13 protein-coding genes are annotated in these 14,545 nt (G+C 71.4%); 6 read left to right on the forward strand and 7 right to left on the reverse strand.

Translation table 11 applies throughout. The annotated features are described in order from the left end of the window. Window positions 1-8 precede the first annotated feature (8 nt). The gene (locus tag KV106_RS27495) at window positions 9-1,592 is read right to left on the reverse strand and encodes a phospholipase D family protein (RefSeq protein WP_261213845.1); all 1,584 of its coding nucleotides are present in this window, start codon (window positions 1,590-1,592) and stop codon (window positions 9-11) included. 166 nt (window positions 1,593-1,758) lie between these two features. On the opposite strand from KV106_RS27495, the gene KV106_RS27500 reads away from it, so the two are divergent. Together KV106_RS27500 and KV106_RS27505 are read left to right on the forward strand one after the other, a co-directional pair. Further along, a complete protein-coding gene (locus KV106_RS27500; protein ID WP_261213847.1) occupies window positions 1,759-2,322 on the forward strand; it encodes a peroxiredoxin in 564 nt (187 codons plus the stop codon). A 42-nt stretch (window positions 2,323-2,364) separates the two neighbouring features. After that, complete coding sequence (locus KV106_RS27505; protein ID WP_261213849.1) at window positions 2,365-3,798, forward strand: aldehyde dehydrogenase family protein; 1,434 nt, start codon at window positions 2,365-2,367, stop codon at window positions 3,796-3,798. A 75-nt stretch (window positions 3,799-3,873) separates the two neighbouring features. Here KV106_RS27505 and KV106_RS27510 read toward each other — a convergent pair whose 3' ends face one another. Beyond that, on the reverse strand, window positions 3,874-4,764 hold the full coding sequence (locus KV106_RS27510; RefSeq protein WP_261213920.1) for a ZIP family metal transporter: 891 nt from the start codon (window positions 4,762-4,764) through the stop codon (window positions 3,874-3,876). Window positions 4,765-4,802: 38 nt separating this feature from the next. Beyond that, window positions 4,803-5,453 (reverse strand): superoxide dismutase, encoded by a 651-nt coding sequence (locus KV106_RS27515; protein WP_057592514.1) that lies wholly within the window; start codon window positions 5,451-5,453, stop codon window positions 4,803-4,805. A 186-nt stretch (window positions 5,454-5,639) separates the two neighbouring features. Between KV106_RS27515 and KV106_RS27520 the strand changes: the two genes are divergently transcribed. The 3 genes from KV106_RS27520 (at window position 5,640) to moeA (ending at window position 8,928) form a co-directional block, all read left to right on the forward strand. Further along, entirely contained in the window at window positions 5,640-6,347 is a 708-nt protein-coding gene (locus KV106_RS27520; RefSeq protein ID WP_261213851.1) for a hypothetical protein, read from the forward strand. Between the two features lie 113 nt (window positions 6,348-6,460). Further along, on the forward strand, window positions 6,461-7,606 hold the full coding sequence (gene moaA / locus KV106_RS27525; protein ID WP_261213853.1) for a GTP 3',8-cyclase MoaA: 1,146 nt from the start codon (window positions 6,461-6,463) through the stop codon (window positions 7,604-7,606). 8 nt (window positions 7,607-7,614) lie between these two features. Further along, window positions 7,615-8,928, forward strand: a complete 1,314-nt coding sequence (gene moeA / locus KV106_RS27530) for a molybdopterin molybdotransferase MoeA (protein ID WP_261213921.1) — start codon at window positions 7,615-7,617, stop codon at window positions 8,926-8,928. A 7-nt stretch (window positions 8,929-8,935) separates the two neighbouring features. Here the strand turns inward: moeA and KV106_RS27535 are convergent, their stop codons facing one another. Genes KV106_RS27535 through KV106_RS27545 form a run of 3 tightly spaced genes read right to left on the reverse strand, consistent with a single transcriptional unit; the run spans window position 8,936 to window position 12,447 of the window. Next, window positions 8,936-9,913, reverse strand: a complete 978-nt coding sequence (locus KV106_RS27535; RefSeq protein WP_261213855.1) for a Bug family tripartite tricarboxylate transporter substrate binding protein — start codon at window positions 9,911-9,913, stop codon at window positions 8,936-8,938. Window positions 9,914-9,956: 43 nt separating this feature from the next. Next, the gene (locus tag KV106_RS27540; RefSeq protein ID WP_261213857.1) at window positions 9,957-11,210 is read right to left on the reverse strand and encodes a DUF1254 domain-containing protein; all 1,254 of its coding nucleotides are present in this window, start codon (window positions 11,208-11,210) and stop codon (window positions 9,957-9,959) included. A 25-nt stretch (window positions 11,211-11,235) separates the two neighbouring features. After that, complete coding sequence (locus KV106_RS27545; protein ID WP_261213859.1) at window positions 11,236-12,447, reverse strand: CaiB/BaiF CoA transferase family protein; 1,212 nt, start codon at window positions 12,445-12,447, stop codon at window positions 11,236-11,238. Window positions 12,448-12,543: 96 nt separating this feature from the next. Here KV106_RS27545 and KV106_RS27550 point away from each other — a divergent pair, with 96 nt between their 5' ends. Further along, a complete protein-coding gene (locus KV106_RS27550) occupies window positions 12,544-13,527 on the forward strand; it encodes a LysR family transcriptional regulator (RefSeq protein ID WP_261213861.1) in 984 nt (327 codons plus the stop codon). A 6-nt stretch (window positions 13,528-13,533) separates the two neighbouring features. On the opposite strand, the gene KV106_RS27555 is transcribed toward KV106_RS27550, so the two are convergent. Continuing rightward, window positions 13,534-14,523, reverse strand: a complete 990-nt coding sequence (locus tag KV106_RS27555; protein WP_057592521.1) for an acetamidase/formamidase family protein — start codon at window positions 14,521-14,523, stop codon at window positions 13,534-13,536. Between the last annotated feature and the right edge of the window lie 22 nt (window positions 14,524-14,545).

Raw genomic sequence — 14,545 nt, forward strand, 5'->3', positions numbered from 1 at the left:
CCCCGAGGCTACAGCAGCATCTCGGGCACGATCGGGGCGATCAGCATGTTGTAGAAGCGCTGGAAGAAATCCGACTCGGGCTCGGCGGTCAGGATCAGCTCCTTCTCGCCATCGGTCGTGAGCCATTCCAGGGTGCCCGTGCCCTTGGCCAGCCGCAGCCGGTAGGAGTTCTGCAGCTTGCTGATGTTGATCACGCGCAGCATCTCGCGCGCGAGCTGCGGGCTGTCGGCCACCACGCCCATCTCGGTGTTCTGGCTGGCCGAGCGCGGGTCGAGGTTCATCGAGCCGATGAAGATGCGGCGCTTGTCGATGGCCGCGGTCTTGGCATGCAGCCGGCCCAGCGACTTTCCGAACATGCCGAAGCGCTCGCCCGCGCTGGTGCGCTTGGGGCTCAGCTCGTAGACGTCGGCACCGCTGCGCAGCAGCCGCTCGCGATAGCGCACGTAGCCGGTGTGCACCAGCGGCTCGTCGTTGGCGGCCAGCGAGTTGGTCAGCAGCGTGAGCTTGACCTTGCGCTTCGTGAGCTCCTCGAAGGCCGCCATGCCGCGCTCGCCCGGCACCAGGTAGGGCGAGGTCAGGTCGACCTCGCTCTGCGCGTCGAGCATCAGGGTCCAGACCTTCATCGTCACGCTGGTGGCGATGGCCTCCTCGGCGGTCATGGTGGTCGGCTTGGTCGGCGGATCGGCGATGGCCCGCGCCTCGCCCCACAAGAGGCCCATGCGGCCCGCGTCGAGCTCCTCGGCGATCGGCCCGTAGCCGAGGATGTCGACCGGCGGCAGCACGATCCTCGGCGGCGGCGCGGCCATGCCGATCCAGGCGTCGAAATCGGCGGCCGCCGGCGCACGGCCACCCTCGCCCGTCACGATCTCGGCCACGGGCCAGACCTGCCGGCTGTTCCAGTAGGTGTCGAAGATCGATTCGAGCTGCGGCACCACCTTGCCGACCACCAGCGCATCCATGTCGATGAAGTTCTGCGCCTCGCTGAGCACGAAGTACTCGTCGGCGATGTTGCGCCCGCCCACCACGGCCATCGCGCCGTCGGCGATGAACAGCTTGTTGTGCATGCGGTGGTTGAGCCGCGCGATCTCCAGCGGCGAGGCCGCGAAGCGCGACAGCAACCCGCCGCCGCGCCCGCAGCAGAAGGGGTTGAACAGCCGCACCTGCACGTTGGGCACGGCGGCCAGCGCCAGCAGCAGTTGCTGGCTCTTCATGGTGTAGAGGTCGTCGACCAGCAGGCGCACCTGCACGCCGCGCGCGGCGGCCTCGCGCAGCGAACGCAGCAGCAGCCGGCCGGTGGCGTCGTTCTCGAGCTGGTAGTACTGCACCACGAGCGAACGCTGGGCCCGCTGCGCGAGCTGGATGCGCGCGTCGAGCGAATACACGCCCAGCGGCATCAGCCGGAAGCCCGAGTGCTCGCCGGGCGGCGTCGAGGCCTCGGCGATCCTCGCCAGCCGGGTCGAGGGATCGAAGGCCGCGGCATGCTCGGCGGGCCGTTCGCGCGCGGGCGGCAGCGCACCGCAGGCGGCGAGCGCCGCGGCCACGCCGAGGGCGTACACGAGGCGCAGCGCGCGCCGGATCCAGGCATTCGTCATTTCTTCCGTCCTTCCCCGCCATCGGCGCGATGAGCGCGCTCCCCGGGACCGCATCTTCCCTCTTTTCGAGCGCGGCCCCTGCAGCGGGTACGGCGCGCACGCCACGCCGGTTTCGGCGGCGGCATCGTCCTAGAATCCGCCCCCACAGCGACCGGAGCACACCGCCATGCAACTTCCGACCTTCTCGCGCGCGGCATTCGGAACCCTCACCCTGGCCGCGGCGGCGCTCTGCGCACCCGCCCACGCCGCGCTCGACATCGGCGACCCCGCGCCCCGCTTCACCGCCACCGCCGCGCTCGGCGGCAAGACCTTCCGCTACTCGCTGGCCGATGCGCTCGCCAAGGGCCCGGTGGTGCTGTACTTCTTTCCGGCCGCCGACTCGAACGAGTGCTCGATCGAGGCCCATGCCTTCGCCGAGGCCATCGACCAGTTCGCGGCCCTGGGCGCGACGGTGATCGGCGTCTCGGCCGACGACATCGACACGCTGTCGAAGTTCTCGGTCAAGTCCTGCCAGAGCCGCTTTCCGGTGGCCTCCGACGAGTCGAAGAGCGTGATCCAGTCCTTCGATGCGGTGATGCAGACCCGGCCCGACTTCGCAAACCGGCTGTCGTACGTGATCGCGCCCGACGGCAAGGTCGCCTCCTACTACCAGAACCTCAATCCCGACAAGCATGTCGAGCGCATGCTCGATGCGGTGAAGGCGCTGCCCAGGGCCGCGGCCGGGCGCTGACCGCCGCGCGGGGTTTCGCCGCTTCGCGCAGAATCCCGGCCCATGCAGCTCAACTTCATCGCCAACGCCGACGTTCCCTCGGCCTCCGGCCGCACCCTCCCCGTCATCGACCCTTCCGACGGCCAGCCCTACGACGAAATCCAGCGCAGCAATGCCGCCGACATCGACAGCGCGGTGCGCGCCGCGCGCGACTGCTTCGAGGGCGTGTGGCACAAGGTCAGCGCGGCCGACCGCGGCCGGCTGCTGTTCAAGCTCTCGCAGAAGATCGCCGAACACGTCGACGAGCTCGCGGCCATCGAGCAGCGCGACTGCGGCAAGCCGGTGAAGCAGGCGCGCGCCGATGCGCTCGCGCTGGTGCGCTACTTCGAGTTCTATGCCGGTGCCTGCGACAAGCTGCACGGCGAGACCATCCCCTACCAGGACGGCTACAGCGTCTTCACCTGGCGCGAGCCGCACGGCGTGACCGGCCACGTGATCCCGTGGAACTACCCGATGCAGATCTTCGGGCGCAGCGTGGGCGGCGCGCTCGCGGCCGGCAACGTCTGCGTGGTCAAGCCGGCCGAGGACGCCTGCCTGTCGCTGATCCGCGTGGCCCAGCTCGCGGCCGAGGTCGGCTTCCCGGCCGGCGCGCTCAACATCGTCACGGGCTACGGCCACGAGGTGGGCGACGCGCTCGCGCGCCACGAGGGCATCGACCACATCAGCTTCACCGGCAGCCCGAAGATCGGCACCTTGATCCAGCAGGTGGCGGCCGAGCGCCATTGCCCGGTCACGCTCGAGCTCGGCGGCAAGAGCCCGCAGATCATCTTCGCCGACGCCAACCTCGACGCCGCGATCCCGGTGCTGATCAACGCCATCGTGCAGAACGCCGGCCAGACCTGCTCGGCCGGCTCGCGCGTGCTGGTCGAGCGGGCCATCTACGAACCGCTGCTCGAACGCCTGGGCCATGCCTTCGAGGCACTGCGCGTGGGCCCGGCCGCGATGGACCTCGATGTCGGCCCGCTGATCCGACAGACCCAGCAGCAGCGCGTGTGGGACTTCCTCAGCGACGCGCAGGTGGCCGGCATCCCGATGGTGGCGCAGGGCATCGTGGTCGACGAAGCGCCCGAGACCGGCTTCTACCAGGCGCCCACGCTGCTGCGCGACGTGCCGGTGACCCACCGCCTCGCGCAGGAGGAAGTGTTCGGCCCGGTGCTCGCCGCCATGGCCTTCGCCGATGAAGACGAAGCGGTGGCGCTCGCCAACGCCACCCAGTTCGGCCTGGTCGCCGGCATCTGGACCGAGAACGGCGCGCGCCAGTTCCGCATGGCCAAGCGCGTGCGCAGCGGCCAGGTGTTCATCAACAACTACGGCGCCGGCGGCGGCGTCGAGCTGCCCTTCGGCGGCGTCAAGTCCTCGGGCTACGGCCGCGAGAAGGGTTTCGAGGCGCTGTACGGCTTCACCACGCTGAAGACGGTGGCGGTGAAGCACGGCTGAGATCGCCTCCCTTCAGGAAAAAACGCGGCGGACCGCCAGGCCCGCCGCGTTTTTTTTCTTGCGCGCCGAAGCGGCTCAGCCCAGCGCCGTGTCGAGCAGCATCATCAGCACGAAGCCGACCATCAGCCCGCCGGTGGCGAAGGCCTCGTGCCCCTTGCGGTGCGATTCCGGAATAATCTCGTGGCTGATCACGAACAGCATCGCGCCCGCCGCGAAGCCCAGGCCCCAGGGCAGCAGCATCGCCGAATGGCCGACCACGGCCGCGCCGAGCACCGCACCCAACGGCTCGACCAGGCCCGAGGCCATGCCGATCAGCACGGCGAAAGTGCGGCTGTAGCCCGCGGCCAGCAGCGCCACCGCCACCACCAGGCCCTCGGGCACGTCCTGGATCGCGATGCCGGTGGCCAGCGCGTCGGCGCGCAGCCCATTGTTGGCGGCGTAGCCGACGCCGATCGCCAGCCCCTCGGGCACGTTGTGCAGCGCGATCGCGAAAACGAACAGCCAGGTGCGCCGGATCTGGCGCGCCGCCTGCCCTTCGCGGCCCTTGATGAAATGCTCGTGCGGCAGCACGCGGTCCATCACCATCAGCGCGATGCCGCCGAGCAGGATCGCGCCGCCGATCACGCCGCCGGCGGCCCAGTCGCCGCCGCCGAAGACGCCGATCGACTTGGCCGCCGCGAGGCCCGGAATGATCAGCGAGAAGGCGCAGGCCGCGAGCATCACGCCGGCGCCGAAGCCGAACAGCGTGTCCTGCACGCGGTCGGGCAGGCGCTGCGAGAAGATCACCGGCGTGGTGCCCAGCGCCGTGGCGAAGGCCGCCACCGAGCCGCCGAGGAACGCGTTCCAGACCACCGGGTCGGCGGTCACGAAACGCCAGAAGTGCGCCACCACGACGACCGCGCCGGCCGCCACGATCGCCAGCCCGAGCCATTCGCGCGCGCTGCGGGCGGGACGCGGGCCGTGCATGGCGGGAGCCGCTGCCGGTTGCTCGGAGCTGTCGGGGTTCATGCGCCGGAATTTCCGCCGCGCAGCGCCGCGGCATGACGACGGGCCACCTCGGCCCAGTTCACGACGTTGTAGAAGGCCGCGATGTATTCGGGGCGACGGTTCTGGTACTTGAGGTAGTAGGCGTGCTCCCACACGTCGAGCCCGAGGATCGGCACGTTGCCCGAGCCGATGCCGCGCATCAGCGGGCTGTCCTGGTTGCCGCTGCTCTCCACCGCCAGCTTGCCGGCGGGCGTGACCGTGAGCCAGGCCCAGCCGCTGCCGAAGCGCGTGAGCGCGGCCTTGGTGAAGGCTTCCTTGAAGGCCTCGAAGCCGCCGAGGTCGGCATCGATGGCCTTGGCGAGCTCGCCTTCGGGTGCACCGCCGCCGCCCTGGCCCACGGGCGCCATCACGGTCCAGAACAGGCCGTGGTTGGCGTGGCCGCCGCCGTTGTTGCGCACCGGCGCGCGCAGGGCTTCGGGCAGTTGCTCGACGCCGGCGATCAGCGCCTCGACCGGCTGGCCTTCGTGCGGCGTGTCCTTCAGCGCGGCATTGAGGTTGTTGACGTAGGTCTGGTGGTGCTTGCCGTGGTGGATTTCCATCGTCTGCGCGTCGATATGGGGCTCGAGCGCGTCGAAGGCATAGGGCAAGGCGGGAAGAACGTAGGGCACGATGACAAAGCTCCTGGTTGAAAGAAGCCCTTTGCGTCGTCCATTCGCTACGTACTCAGGCGCACAAATGATAATTGTTCGCATTGTCTATGTCCAGACAGGCTGCATGGGAATGGCGAGAACCCGCCAGGCGGGGGGCGGCCGATACACTGGCCGAGCCGTCGCCGCCTGCGCAAAGAACGCCCGATGAACGCTCCACGCCCCCTGCCCTTCGTCCGCCTCCTTCCCGTGCTCGCGCTCGCCGCCGCCGGCCTCGTTCGCGCCGAGTTCGCCTCGCCGCCGCCCGGCGAATACATCTACCAGGGCGGCAACGGTGCGCTGCGCATCAAGCCCAACGGCCACTTCGACATCACCACCATCGGCGCCAACGCCCACACCTGTGCCCTCGACGGCACGCTGGCGCGCGGCACGGCGAAGCTCGACGACTCGAGCTGCGTGGTGAACTTCAGCGTCGACGGCGGCACCGTCAAGGTCGGCACCAACGGCGCCGACCAGTGCCGCGACAACTGCGGCGCCCGCGCCACCTTCGAGGGCACCTACACGCGGCCGGCCCCGGCCTGCACCGACCGCGCCGTGGCCGCCTCGCGCCAGGGCTTCAAGCGCCGCTACGACGCGCGCGACTACGCCGCCGCCCTCACCACGCTGGCGCCGGTGCTCACCGAATGCGACAAGACCCTGGACTGGATCAGCAAGGGCTGGATGCGCAACGATCTCGCGCTGACCCAGTACAAGCTCGGCGACCGCGCCGCCTGCCTGCAGACCCTGGCGCCGCTGGCCGAGAGCGCGGGCAAGAGCGACGAGAAGATCCAGGAGGAGTACCCGCCGGCCGACGCCGAGATCTACCTGCCCGTGGTGCGCGCCACCCGCACCAACCTCAAGCTCTGCCGCGGCTGAACCGGGCCCGAATCGCCGAAGCTTGACCGCGGGCAAGGTCCGCGGCGGCGCGATCCAGTAGCCTGCGCGGCACGGGCCCTTGGCCCATGGCGCAAAATCGGAGCTTCCGCCCCATGAACAACCGCAGCAGCCACAGCACCGTCATCCCGATCGCCGAGATCGGCCGCCAGCGCGCGGCCCTCGCCGTGCCCGGGATCGCGCTGCCCGCCACCGGCGCGCTGCACGACCGCCTGGGCCGGCCGCTGACCGACCTGCGCATCAGCGTGACCGACCGCTGCAACTTCCGCTGCAGCTACTGCATGCCGAAGGACGTGTTCGACAAGGACTACCAGTACCTGCCGCACAGCGCGCTGCTGAGCTTCGAGGAGATCACGCGGCTGGCGCGCCAGTTCGCCGCGCACGGCGTGCGCAAGATCCGGCTGACCGGCGGCGAGCCGCTGCTGCGCAAGAACATCGAGGGCCTGATCGAGCAACTGGCCGCGCTGCGCACGCCCGCGGGCGAACCGCTCGAGCTCACCCTCACCACCAACGGCTCGCTGCTCAAGCGCAAGGCCGCCGCGCTCAAGGCCGCCGGCCTGCAGCGCGTGACCGTCAGCCTCGACAGCCTCGACGACGCCGTGTTCCGCCACATGAACGACGTCGACTTTCCCGTCGCCGACGTGCTCGCCGGCATCGAGGCCGCGCATGCCGCGGGCCTGGGCCCGATCAAGGTCAACATGGTGGTCAAGCGCGGCACCAACGAGCAGGAGATCCTGCCGATGGCGCGCCACTTCCGCGACCGGCTCGACGGCCGGGTCGTGCTGCGCTTCATCGAGTACATGGACGTCGGCGCCACCAACGGCTGGCGCATGGACGAGGTGCTGCCCTCGGCCGAGGTCGTCGCGCGCATCGGCGCCGAATTCCCGCTGCGCCCGCTCGAGGCCAGCGTGGCCGGCGAGACCGCCCAGCGCTGGGCCTATGCCGACGGCCGCGGCGAGATCGGCGTCATCAGCAGCGTCACGCAGGCCTTCTGCCGCAACTGCAGCCGCGCGCGGCTGTCGACCGAGGGCAAGCTCTACCTGTGCCTGTTCGCGAGCGCCGGCCACGACCTGCGCCCGCTGCTGCGCGGCGGCGCCAGCGACGAGGAGATCGCCTCGGCCATCGGCCATGTCTGGCAGGGCCGCGCCGACCGCTACTCGGAACTGCGCGCGCTGCGCGGCCCCGACGACGGCGGCGCCCAGGCGCAGCGACGCGTCGAGATGAGCTACATCGGCGGATGAGCGCACCGATGGGCCGCATCGCCGACATCGCCGCCGGCCTTGCCTGCCACGACCCCCAGGACCTCGGCGTCGACGGCGTGCGCGGCTTCATCGAGCGGCTGGTCGAGGGCGCCGTCGTCGCGCAGCGCGAGCAGCTCGGCCTGCGCCAGGCGCTCGGCCGGGTGCTGGCCGAGGACATCGTCTCGCCCGTCAGCGTGCCGCCGCACGACAACTCCGCCATGGACGGCTTCGCCTTCGACGGCGCGCTGCTGCGCGACGACGCGCCCAGCGATGCCTCGGTCTCGCTGCGCATCGTCGGTACCGCGCTGGCCGGTGCCACCTGGCGCGGCGCGCTGGCCGCGGGCGACGCGGTGCGCATCATGACCGGCGCCGTCATGCCCGCCGGGCTCGACACCGTGATCCCGCAGGAGTTCTGCCGCGTCGAGGACGATCGCCTGAGCTTCCCCGCGCGCGTGGTGCGCCGCGGCGACAACCGGCGCCTCACGGGCGAGGACCTGATGCAGGGCCAGCCCGCGCTGCGCCGCGGCCAGCGGCTGTCGCCGGCCGCGCTCGGCATGGTCGCGAGCCTGGGCCTGACCGGCGTGCCGGTGCTGCGGCGGCTGCGCGTGGCCTGCCTGTCGACCGGCGACGAGATCCTCGAGGTCGGCGACGCGCCGCGCGAGGGCGCGGTCTACGACAGCAACCGCTACACCGTCACCGCCCTGCTCGAGCGGCTGGGCTGCGAGGTCATCGATCTCGGCCTGGTGCGCGACGATCCCGCCTCGCTGGCGGCCGCCGTGCAGCGCGCGGCGCGCGAAGCCGATGCCATCGTCACCAGCGGCGGCGTCAGCGCCGGCGCGGCCGACCACACGCGCGACGTGATGCAGCAGCTCGGCGACATTGCCTTCTGGCGCGTCGCGATGCGTCCGGGCCGGCCGATGGCCGTGGGTCTGATCCCGCGCGAGCCCCAGGGCCACGAATCGGCCGTGCTGTTCGGCCTGCCCGGCAATCCCGTGGCCGTGATGGTCACCTTCCTCGCCTTCGTGCGGCCCGCGCTGCTGCGCATGATGGGCTGCCATGCCGCGGCCGCCGCACACCCGCCGCTGCTGCGCGCGCGCAGCCTCGGGCCGATCCGCAAGAAGCCGGGCCGCACCGAGTACCAGCGCGGCTTCGTGCAGTCGGTGCCCGGCGCGCTGCCCGAGGTGCGGGTGGCGGGCAACCAGGGCTCGGGCGTGCTCAGTTCGATGGTCGAGGCCAACGGACTCGTGGTGCTGCACCACGACCAGGGCCCGGTGGCCGCGGGCGACGAGGTCGACGTGATGATGTTCGACGGGATCGTCTAGGGCCTTTTCACTCGGCCGTGATGTTCGCGGCCTTGATGATCTGGGCCCACTTGCGCGTCTCGCTGCCGATGAACGCGCTGAACTCGGCGGCGCTGCCGCCACGCAGTTGCAGTCCCGCCGCCTCGGCCTTGCGGCGCACGTCCGCGTCGGCCACTGCCGCGTTGATCTCGGCATTGAGCCGCTCGACCACCGCCGCCGGCGTGCCCGCGGGCGCCAGCATGCCGTACCAGCCGTAGCCCACGACCGAGGGCAGGCCCTGCTCGCGCAGCGTGGGCGCGTCGAGGTACAGCGGCGAACGCTCCTCGTTGGCCACGCCCAGCACCCGCAGCTTGCCGGCCTGGATGTGCGGCACCGCGGTCGAGATGGCGGTCAGCGTGGCGTCGATGCGCCCGGCCAGCAGCTCGGTGTAGGCCGGTGCGTCGCCGCGGTACTGCACCACCACGCCCTTGGCGCCCGCGGCGCGCAGCAGCAGCTCGGCCGTCAGGTGCGGCGCGGAGCCCGCGCCCGGCGAGCCGAAGGTGGCGCCACCGGGCTGCGCCTTCGCATGCTTCACGAATTCCGCCAGCGTGCGATATGGCGCCTGGGCATTGACCACCAGGAACAGCGGGGCGATCGCGGTGCTGGCGATGGCGGCGAAGCTCCTGTGCACGTCGTACGGCAGGTCCTTGTACAGCGCCTCGCCGATGGCGATCGGCGCGGCCGCATGCAGCAGCGTGTAGCCGTCGGGCGGCGCCTTGGCCACGAAGTCGTTGGCGATGCGCGTGCCCGCGCCCGCCTTGTTCTCGACCACGATGCCCTGGCCCAGCCGGCGCCCGAGGAAGTCGCCGAGCACGCGCGTGAGGATGTCGTTGGAGCCACCCGCGCCGTAGGGCGAGATCATGCGGATCGGCCGCGCGGGCCAGGCCTGCGCGGAAGCCGGCGCGCTCCAGGGCAGCGCCAGGCCGGCGGCCGCGGCGAGAAGATGGCGGCGGTTCAGGGTCGTCATGCGTGTCGTCTCCATTTTTCTAAGTGTGTTCGTTCGTCGCGTCTCAGGCCTGCCGGATCGGCGGATAGTCGAAGCGCAGCGCCAGGTGGTCGGCATGCGGCTGGTAGAGCCGCAGCACGACATAGAAGCGCTCGTCGCGCGGCGCCGGCAGCCAGTTCGCGCCCGGCCCCGGATCGTCGGCCTGCAGCCGGATCGCGAGGCTGCCGTCGGCCTCGTGGCGCAGGCCCGGCGTGCGGTCGCCGATCGAGTAGCGCGCGATCGGGTTGGCCACGAACAGGCAGTCGCTGCGACGGTACATCGTGAGCGACCAGAAGGCGCCCACCTTCGGGGCCCGCCCCGGCGCGAAGCGCAGCTCGTAGCGCCGCGATCCATCGAGCGGCTCGCCCCACGCGTCGACCTCCGCCGTCGGGTACATCGCCTCGTCGATGCCGAGCGCACCGATGAAGTTGCGCGCGATGCGGGAGCGCGTCAGCAGATCGTCGCCCCAGTGCGTACGCACCGTGACCGGGATGGCCCAGCCGCCGCCCAGGTCGTGCGGCTGGCCGGCGTTGCGCAGGCCTTCGTAGACGGCCGGCAGCGCGGCCTCGAGCGCACCGGCCGCGGGCGGCCATGCGAGCCGCTCGCCCTCGGGCACCGGATTGCGCCGCAGCGCGGCGTCCACGACCTGGCGATACAGGTCGGGCGCGGGAATGCGCGTGTCGCGGCCGTCGAGCACGGTGTCCACGCGCATCGCCGCGTCGGTGCCATCGAGTCGCACGAGCCGCAAGCCCGCCTGCAGCGCGCGCACGCGCTCGGCATCGGCGCCGTCGTCCTCCACGAGGATGCGGCCGATCAGCCAGACGTCGTCGCCGGCCGCGCGGATCGTGTGCGTGACGCCCGCGGGCACGGTGCCGCGCCAGCCCGGTCCATGGACCAGCGTGCGCTGCGCCCGGTTGCCGGTGGTGCGCCGCCCCACGTAGGCGAAGGGGTTGGTCCAGGCATCGAGCAGCCCCAGCGTCCAGTAGCGCTCGCCCATGTCGGGCGACTCGATGACCACCGGTCCCTCGGAAAGATCGAGCCAGGCGTTGCTGTAGACGGTGTCGTTGTTCGGGCTCACCACCTCCCGGTCCTCCGGCCCCAGGCGGCGGTGCGTGTGGGTGAACTGGTTGACCCAGCGCATCCCGGTGCCGGGCTCCGTCGCGGCGAAGCCCAGCCGCGGATGGCGGCGCGCGGTGGTCGCGGCGCGCATGCGCATCATCTCGAACAGCGGCAGCGTCTGGACGACGGCGGCTTCGCCTTCTTGCGTGAACGTGTCCATGGCGTTTTCCTCTCTCATCCGGCGCTCAGGCCACGGCGCCGTCGCGGCGCAGCTCGGCGATTTCCTGCGCGCCGAAGCCCAGCGCGCCCAGCACCTCGTCGGTGTCGGCGCCGCAGGCGGACGCGGCGCGCGGCCGGGCGCGCGGGGCGTCGCCCAGGCTGTAGGGCAGCGCCAGCGAGGGGTAGCGGCTGCCGTCGGCCGCGACCGCGTCGACCAGCATGCCGCTGGCCTGCACGTCCTCGCTGTCGAGCACCTGCCGGTAGCTGCGCACCGCGCCGACGACGATCTGGTTGCGGCTCAGCAGCGCCACGCACTCCTCGCTCGTGAACGCGGACAGGCATTCGCGCAGCACCGCGCGCAGTTCGGTGCGATGCCGCACGCGCAGCGCGTTGCTGCGAAAGCGCGGATCGTCCGCGAGCGCCTCGCGCCCCACGACGCGGCAGAAGCGCGCCCAGTGCTCGTCCGCATAGGCCGACAGCACGATGTGTCCGTCGCGCGTGGGCACCACCTCCGCGGCCGGCGCGTTGTTCGGCTGGCCGTCGCCGATGCGCGTCGGCTCGGGCGCGCCGCCCAGGTAGTCGCACCAGGTGGTGGCCTGCAGGTGCAGCGCCACCTCGAGCAGCGAGGTGCGCAGCGTCTCGCCCCGGCCGGTGCGCGTGCGCCCATAGAGCGCCGCCAGCACCGCCTGCGCGCCCAGGTGCCCCGCGGCCGCGTCGATGACCGGCACGCCCACCTTCTGGGGCAGCCGGTCCGGCTCGCCCGTCACCGACATCAGCCCGCTCTCGGCCTGCGCGGCCACGTCGTAGCCGGGACGCGCGCTCGAGGGCCCGCGGTTGCCGAAGCCCGAGATCGAGAGGTAGATCAGCCTCGGGAAGCGCTCGCGCACCGGCTCCGGCCCGAAGCCCAGGGCTTCCACCGCGCCCGGGCGCAGGTTCTGGATCAGCACGTCGCTGCCCTCGATCAGCCGCCACGCGACCGCGCACCCGGCCTCGCTCTTGAGGTCGAGCGCGATCGAGCGCTTGCCGCGGCTGTAGGCCCGGATCATCGACTCGCCGTAGCGCCCGATGTGGCGCGCCTGGTCGCCCGCGATCGGCTCGATCTTCACCACCTCGGCGCCCAGCTCGGCCAGCACCATCGCCGCGCCCGGGCCGGCGATGTACTGTCCCATGTCGATCACGCGTACGCCCGAAAGCGGTGCCGCCGGACCGGTTGTCTCTGTCGTTGTCTCGGTATTCATCGGCCCGGACCTTATCCCCTTCCCCTATTCTTGAAAATTCGATAATCGTGAGGGAGCGATCACGATCAGCTATCGCCTCCGACACCGGGACCGCCCATGGACGCCAAGACCCACCATCTCGTGCGCAAGCTTCGCCTGAGGCACCTCGAACTGCTCGCCGCGCTCTCCGAGACCGCCACCATGCGCGGCGCGGCGGCGCGGCTGCACCTGAGCCAGCCCGCGATCAGCAAGATGCTCGGCGAGATCGAGGGCTGCTTCGGCGCGCGGCTGTTCGAGCGCAGCCACCAGGGCATTCACGCCAACGCGCTGGGCGCGAGCGCGGTGTTCCGCGCGCGGGCGGTGCTCAACGAACTCTCGCGTGCCACCGAGGACGTCGACGCGCTGCAGGGCGGCGCCGCGGCGGTGCTGCGGGTCGGCGCGCCCTCCGTCACCGCCACCATTCCGGCCGCCATCGCCGAGCTGCGCCGGCGGCTGCCGGGCACCGCCGTGCTGCTGCGCGAGGGCCGCGTCCACGAACTGATCGAGCGGCTGCTCGAGGGCGAGCTCGACTGCGTCTTCGGCGCCATCACGCCCGAGCTGTCAGCGAGCGACATCGCGCCGCGGCTCGAGCCCGTGGTGCTGCTCGAGGACGAGCTCTGCGTGCTCGCCTCCACCGCGCGCGGCGACCAGGACGACGGCGCCCGGCGCAAGCTGCGCTGGGCCGACCTGGCCCAATCCTCCTGGGTATTGCCGCCACGCGAGACGCTGGTGCGTCAGGCCTTCATGACGGCCTTCCTCAACGACGGCGCGACGCCGCCGATGCCGGTCGTCGAGGCCCTGTCGTCGGTCACGGTCGGCGCGGTGCTGCGCCGCGATCCGTCGCTGCTGTGCGCGGTGCGGCTGGAGCATGCGATCGACGAGATCGCGCGCGGCGGCGTGCGCCGGCTCGCCATCGCGCCGAAGGTGAGCCTGCCGTCCTTCGGCCTGTTCTTCCGCCGCGACGGCATGGAGCGCCCGCCGATCCTCGCCGAGTTCGCCGAGGCGGTGCGGCGCGCGGCCGCGACGATGGCGCCGAAGCGGCGCGCCAGGCCCGCGGCCTGAGGGGACTCAGGGCGCCAGATACTCCTTCGAGATCCCCGCCCCCACCGTGTACTTCGGATCCACGAAGTTGCCCAGCCGCACCTTGCCGCACTGGCTCAGCATCATGTAGGCGTCCCAGCGGTCGTAGCCGTACTCGGCCTCCATCCACAGCACCAGTTCCTTGTAGGCGATGCGGGTGGCGTCCTCGAGCGGGCGGGCGCTGCCGATGGCCATGATCATGGCCTCGGTCTCCAGCCGCGGCCACTCGAGCTTCCAGCCCTTGATCAGGTCGACGCGGATGGTCGTGAGGCTCGGGTACTCGACCGCGGTGCCGCAGACCTCGCCGTCGCCCTGGCAGGCATGGGCGTCGCCGATGAACAGCCGCCCGCCCGGCGTGCGCACCGGCAGGTAGGTGATGCTGCCCGGGCCCATGTCGGGCAGGTCCATGTTGCCGCCGTGCTGGTCGGGCGTGAGGCTGTTGATGGAATCGAGCTCGGGCGAGCAGCTGAGGGTGCCGATGTGCGGGCGGTACGGCAGCGTGACGCGCTTGCTCCAGTACACGCCCTCCTCGTCCACGTCGATCTTGCGCACGGTCTCGGGCAGCGGCTGGTTCAGCAGCGCGGTGAAGGCGGTGCCGCTCAGCGCGCCGAAGTCCGGGATCATGCAGCAGGTGCCGCGCGGATTCGGACCGCGCGGCGCCATCGATTCGATGTGCACCGCGATCGCGTCGCCGGGCTCGGCGCCCTCGACCATGATCGGACCGTTCTGCGGGTTGACGAAGGGCATGGTCAGCACCTTCGAGGGCAGGTCCTGCTCGGTCCTGACCTTGCCGTCGAAGGCATCGCGCGTCTCGACCACGATGCGGTCGCCGGGCTTCACCGTCAGCACGGGCTGGGTGTAGGGACCGATGGTGAAGTGGTAGGTGCCCTGCTTCGCCTCGGTGAGTTCGTGGGTGGCCACGCTGCGCGCACGGCCCTCGCCGCGCGTCTGCATGATCGATCGTTCGAGCCAGCTCATGGAATGGGTCTCCTTGTGGGTT

Source organism: Variovorax endophyticus (assembly GCF_025376855.1).
Taxonomy (GTDB): Bacteria; Pseudomonadota; Gammaproteobacteria; order Burkholderiales; family Burkholderiaceae_C; genus Variovorax.

Coding starts and splice junctions, on each gene's coding strand:
- KV106_RS27505 (WP_261213849.1), top strand. CDS start 2,365: ATGCAGCTCAACTTCATCGCCAACGCCGACGTTCCCTCGGCCTCCGGC.
- KV106_RS27545 (WP_261213859.1), bottom strand. CDS start 12,447: ATGAATACCGAGACAACGACAGAGACAACCGGTCCGGCGGCACCGCTT.
- KV106_RS27495 (WP_261213845.1), bottom strand. CDS start 1,592: ATGACGAATGCCTGGATCCGGCGCGCGCTGCGCCTCGTGTACGCCCTC.
- moeA (WP_261213921.1), top strand. CDS start 7,615: ATGGGCCGCATCGCCGACATCGCCGCCGGCCTTGCCTGCCACGACCCC.
- KV106_RS27555 (WP_057592521.1), bottom strand. CDS start 14,523: ATGAGCTGGCTCGAACGATCGATCATGCAGACGCGCGGCGAGGGCCGT.
- KV106_RS27540 (WP_261213857.1), bottom strand. CDS start 11,210: ATGGACACGTTCACGCAAGAAGGCGAAGCCGCCGTCGTCCAGACGCTG.
- moaA (WP_261213853.1), top strand. CDS start 6,461: ATGAACAACCGCAGCAGCCACAGCACCGTCATCCCGATCGCCGAGATC.
- KV106_RS27550 (WP_261213861.1), top strand. CDS start 12,544: ATGGACGCCAAGACCCACCATCTCGTGCGCAAGCTTCGCCTGAGGCAC.
- KV106_RS27535 (WP_261213855.1), bottom strand. CDS start 9,913: ATGACGACCCTGAACCGCCGCCATCTTCTCGCCGCGGCCGCCGGCCTG.
- KV106_RS27520 (WP_261213851.1), top strand. CDS start 5,640: ATGAACGCTCCACGCCCCCTGCCCTTCGTCCGCCTCCTTCCCGTGCTC.
- KV106_RS27500 (WP_261213847.1), top strand. CDS start 1,759: ATGCAACTTCCGACCTTCTCGCGCGCGGCATTCGGAACCCTCACCCTG.
- KV106_RS27510 (WP_261213920.1), bottom strand. CDS start 4,764: ATGCACGGCCCGCGTCCCGCCCGCAGCGCGCGCGAATGGCTCGGGCTG.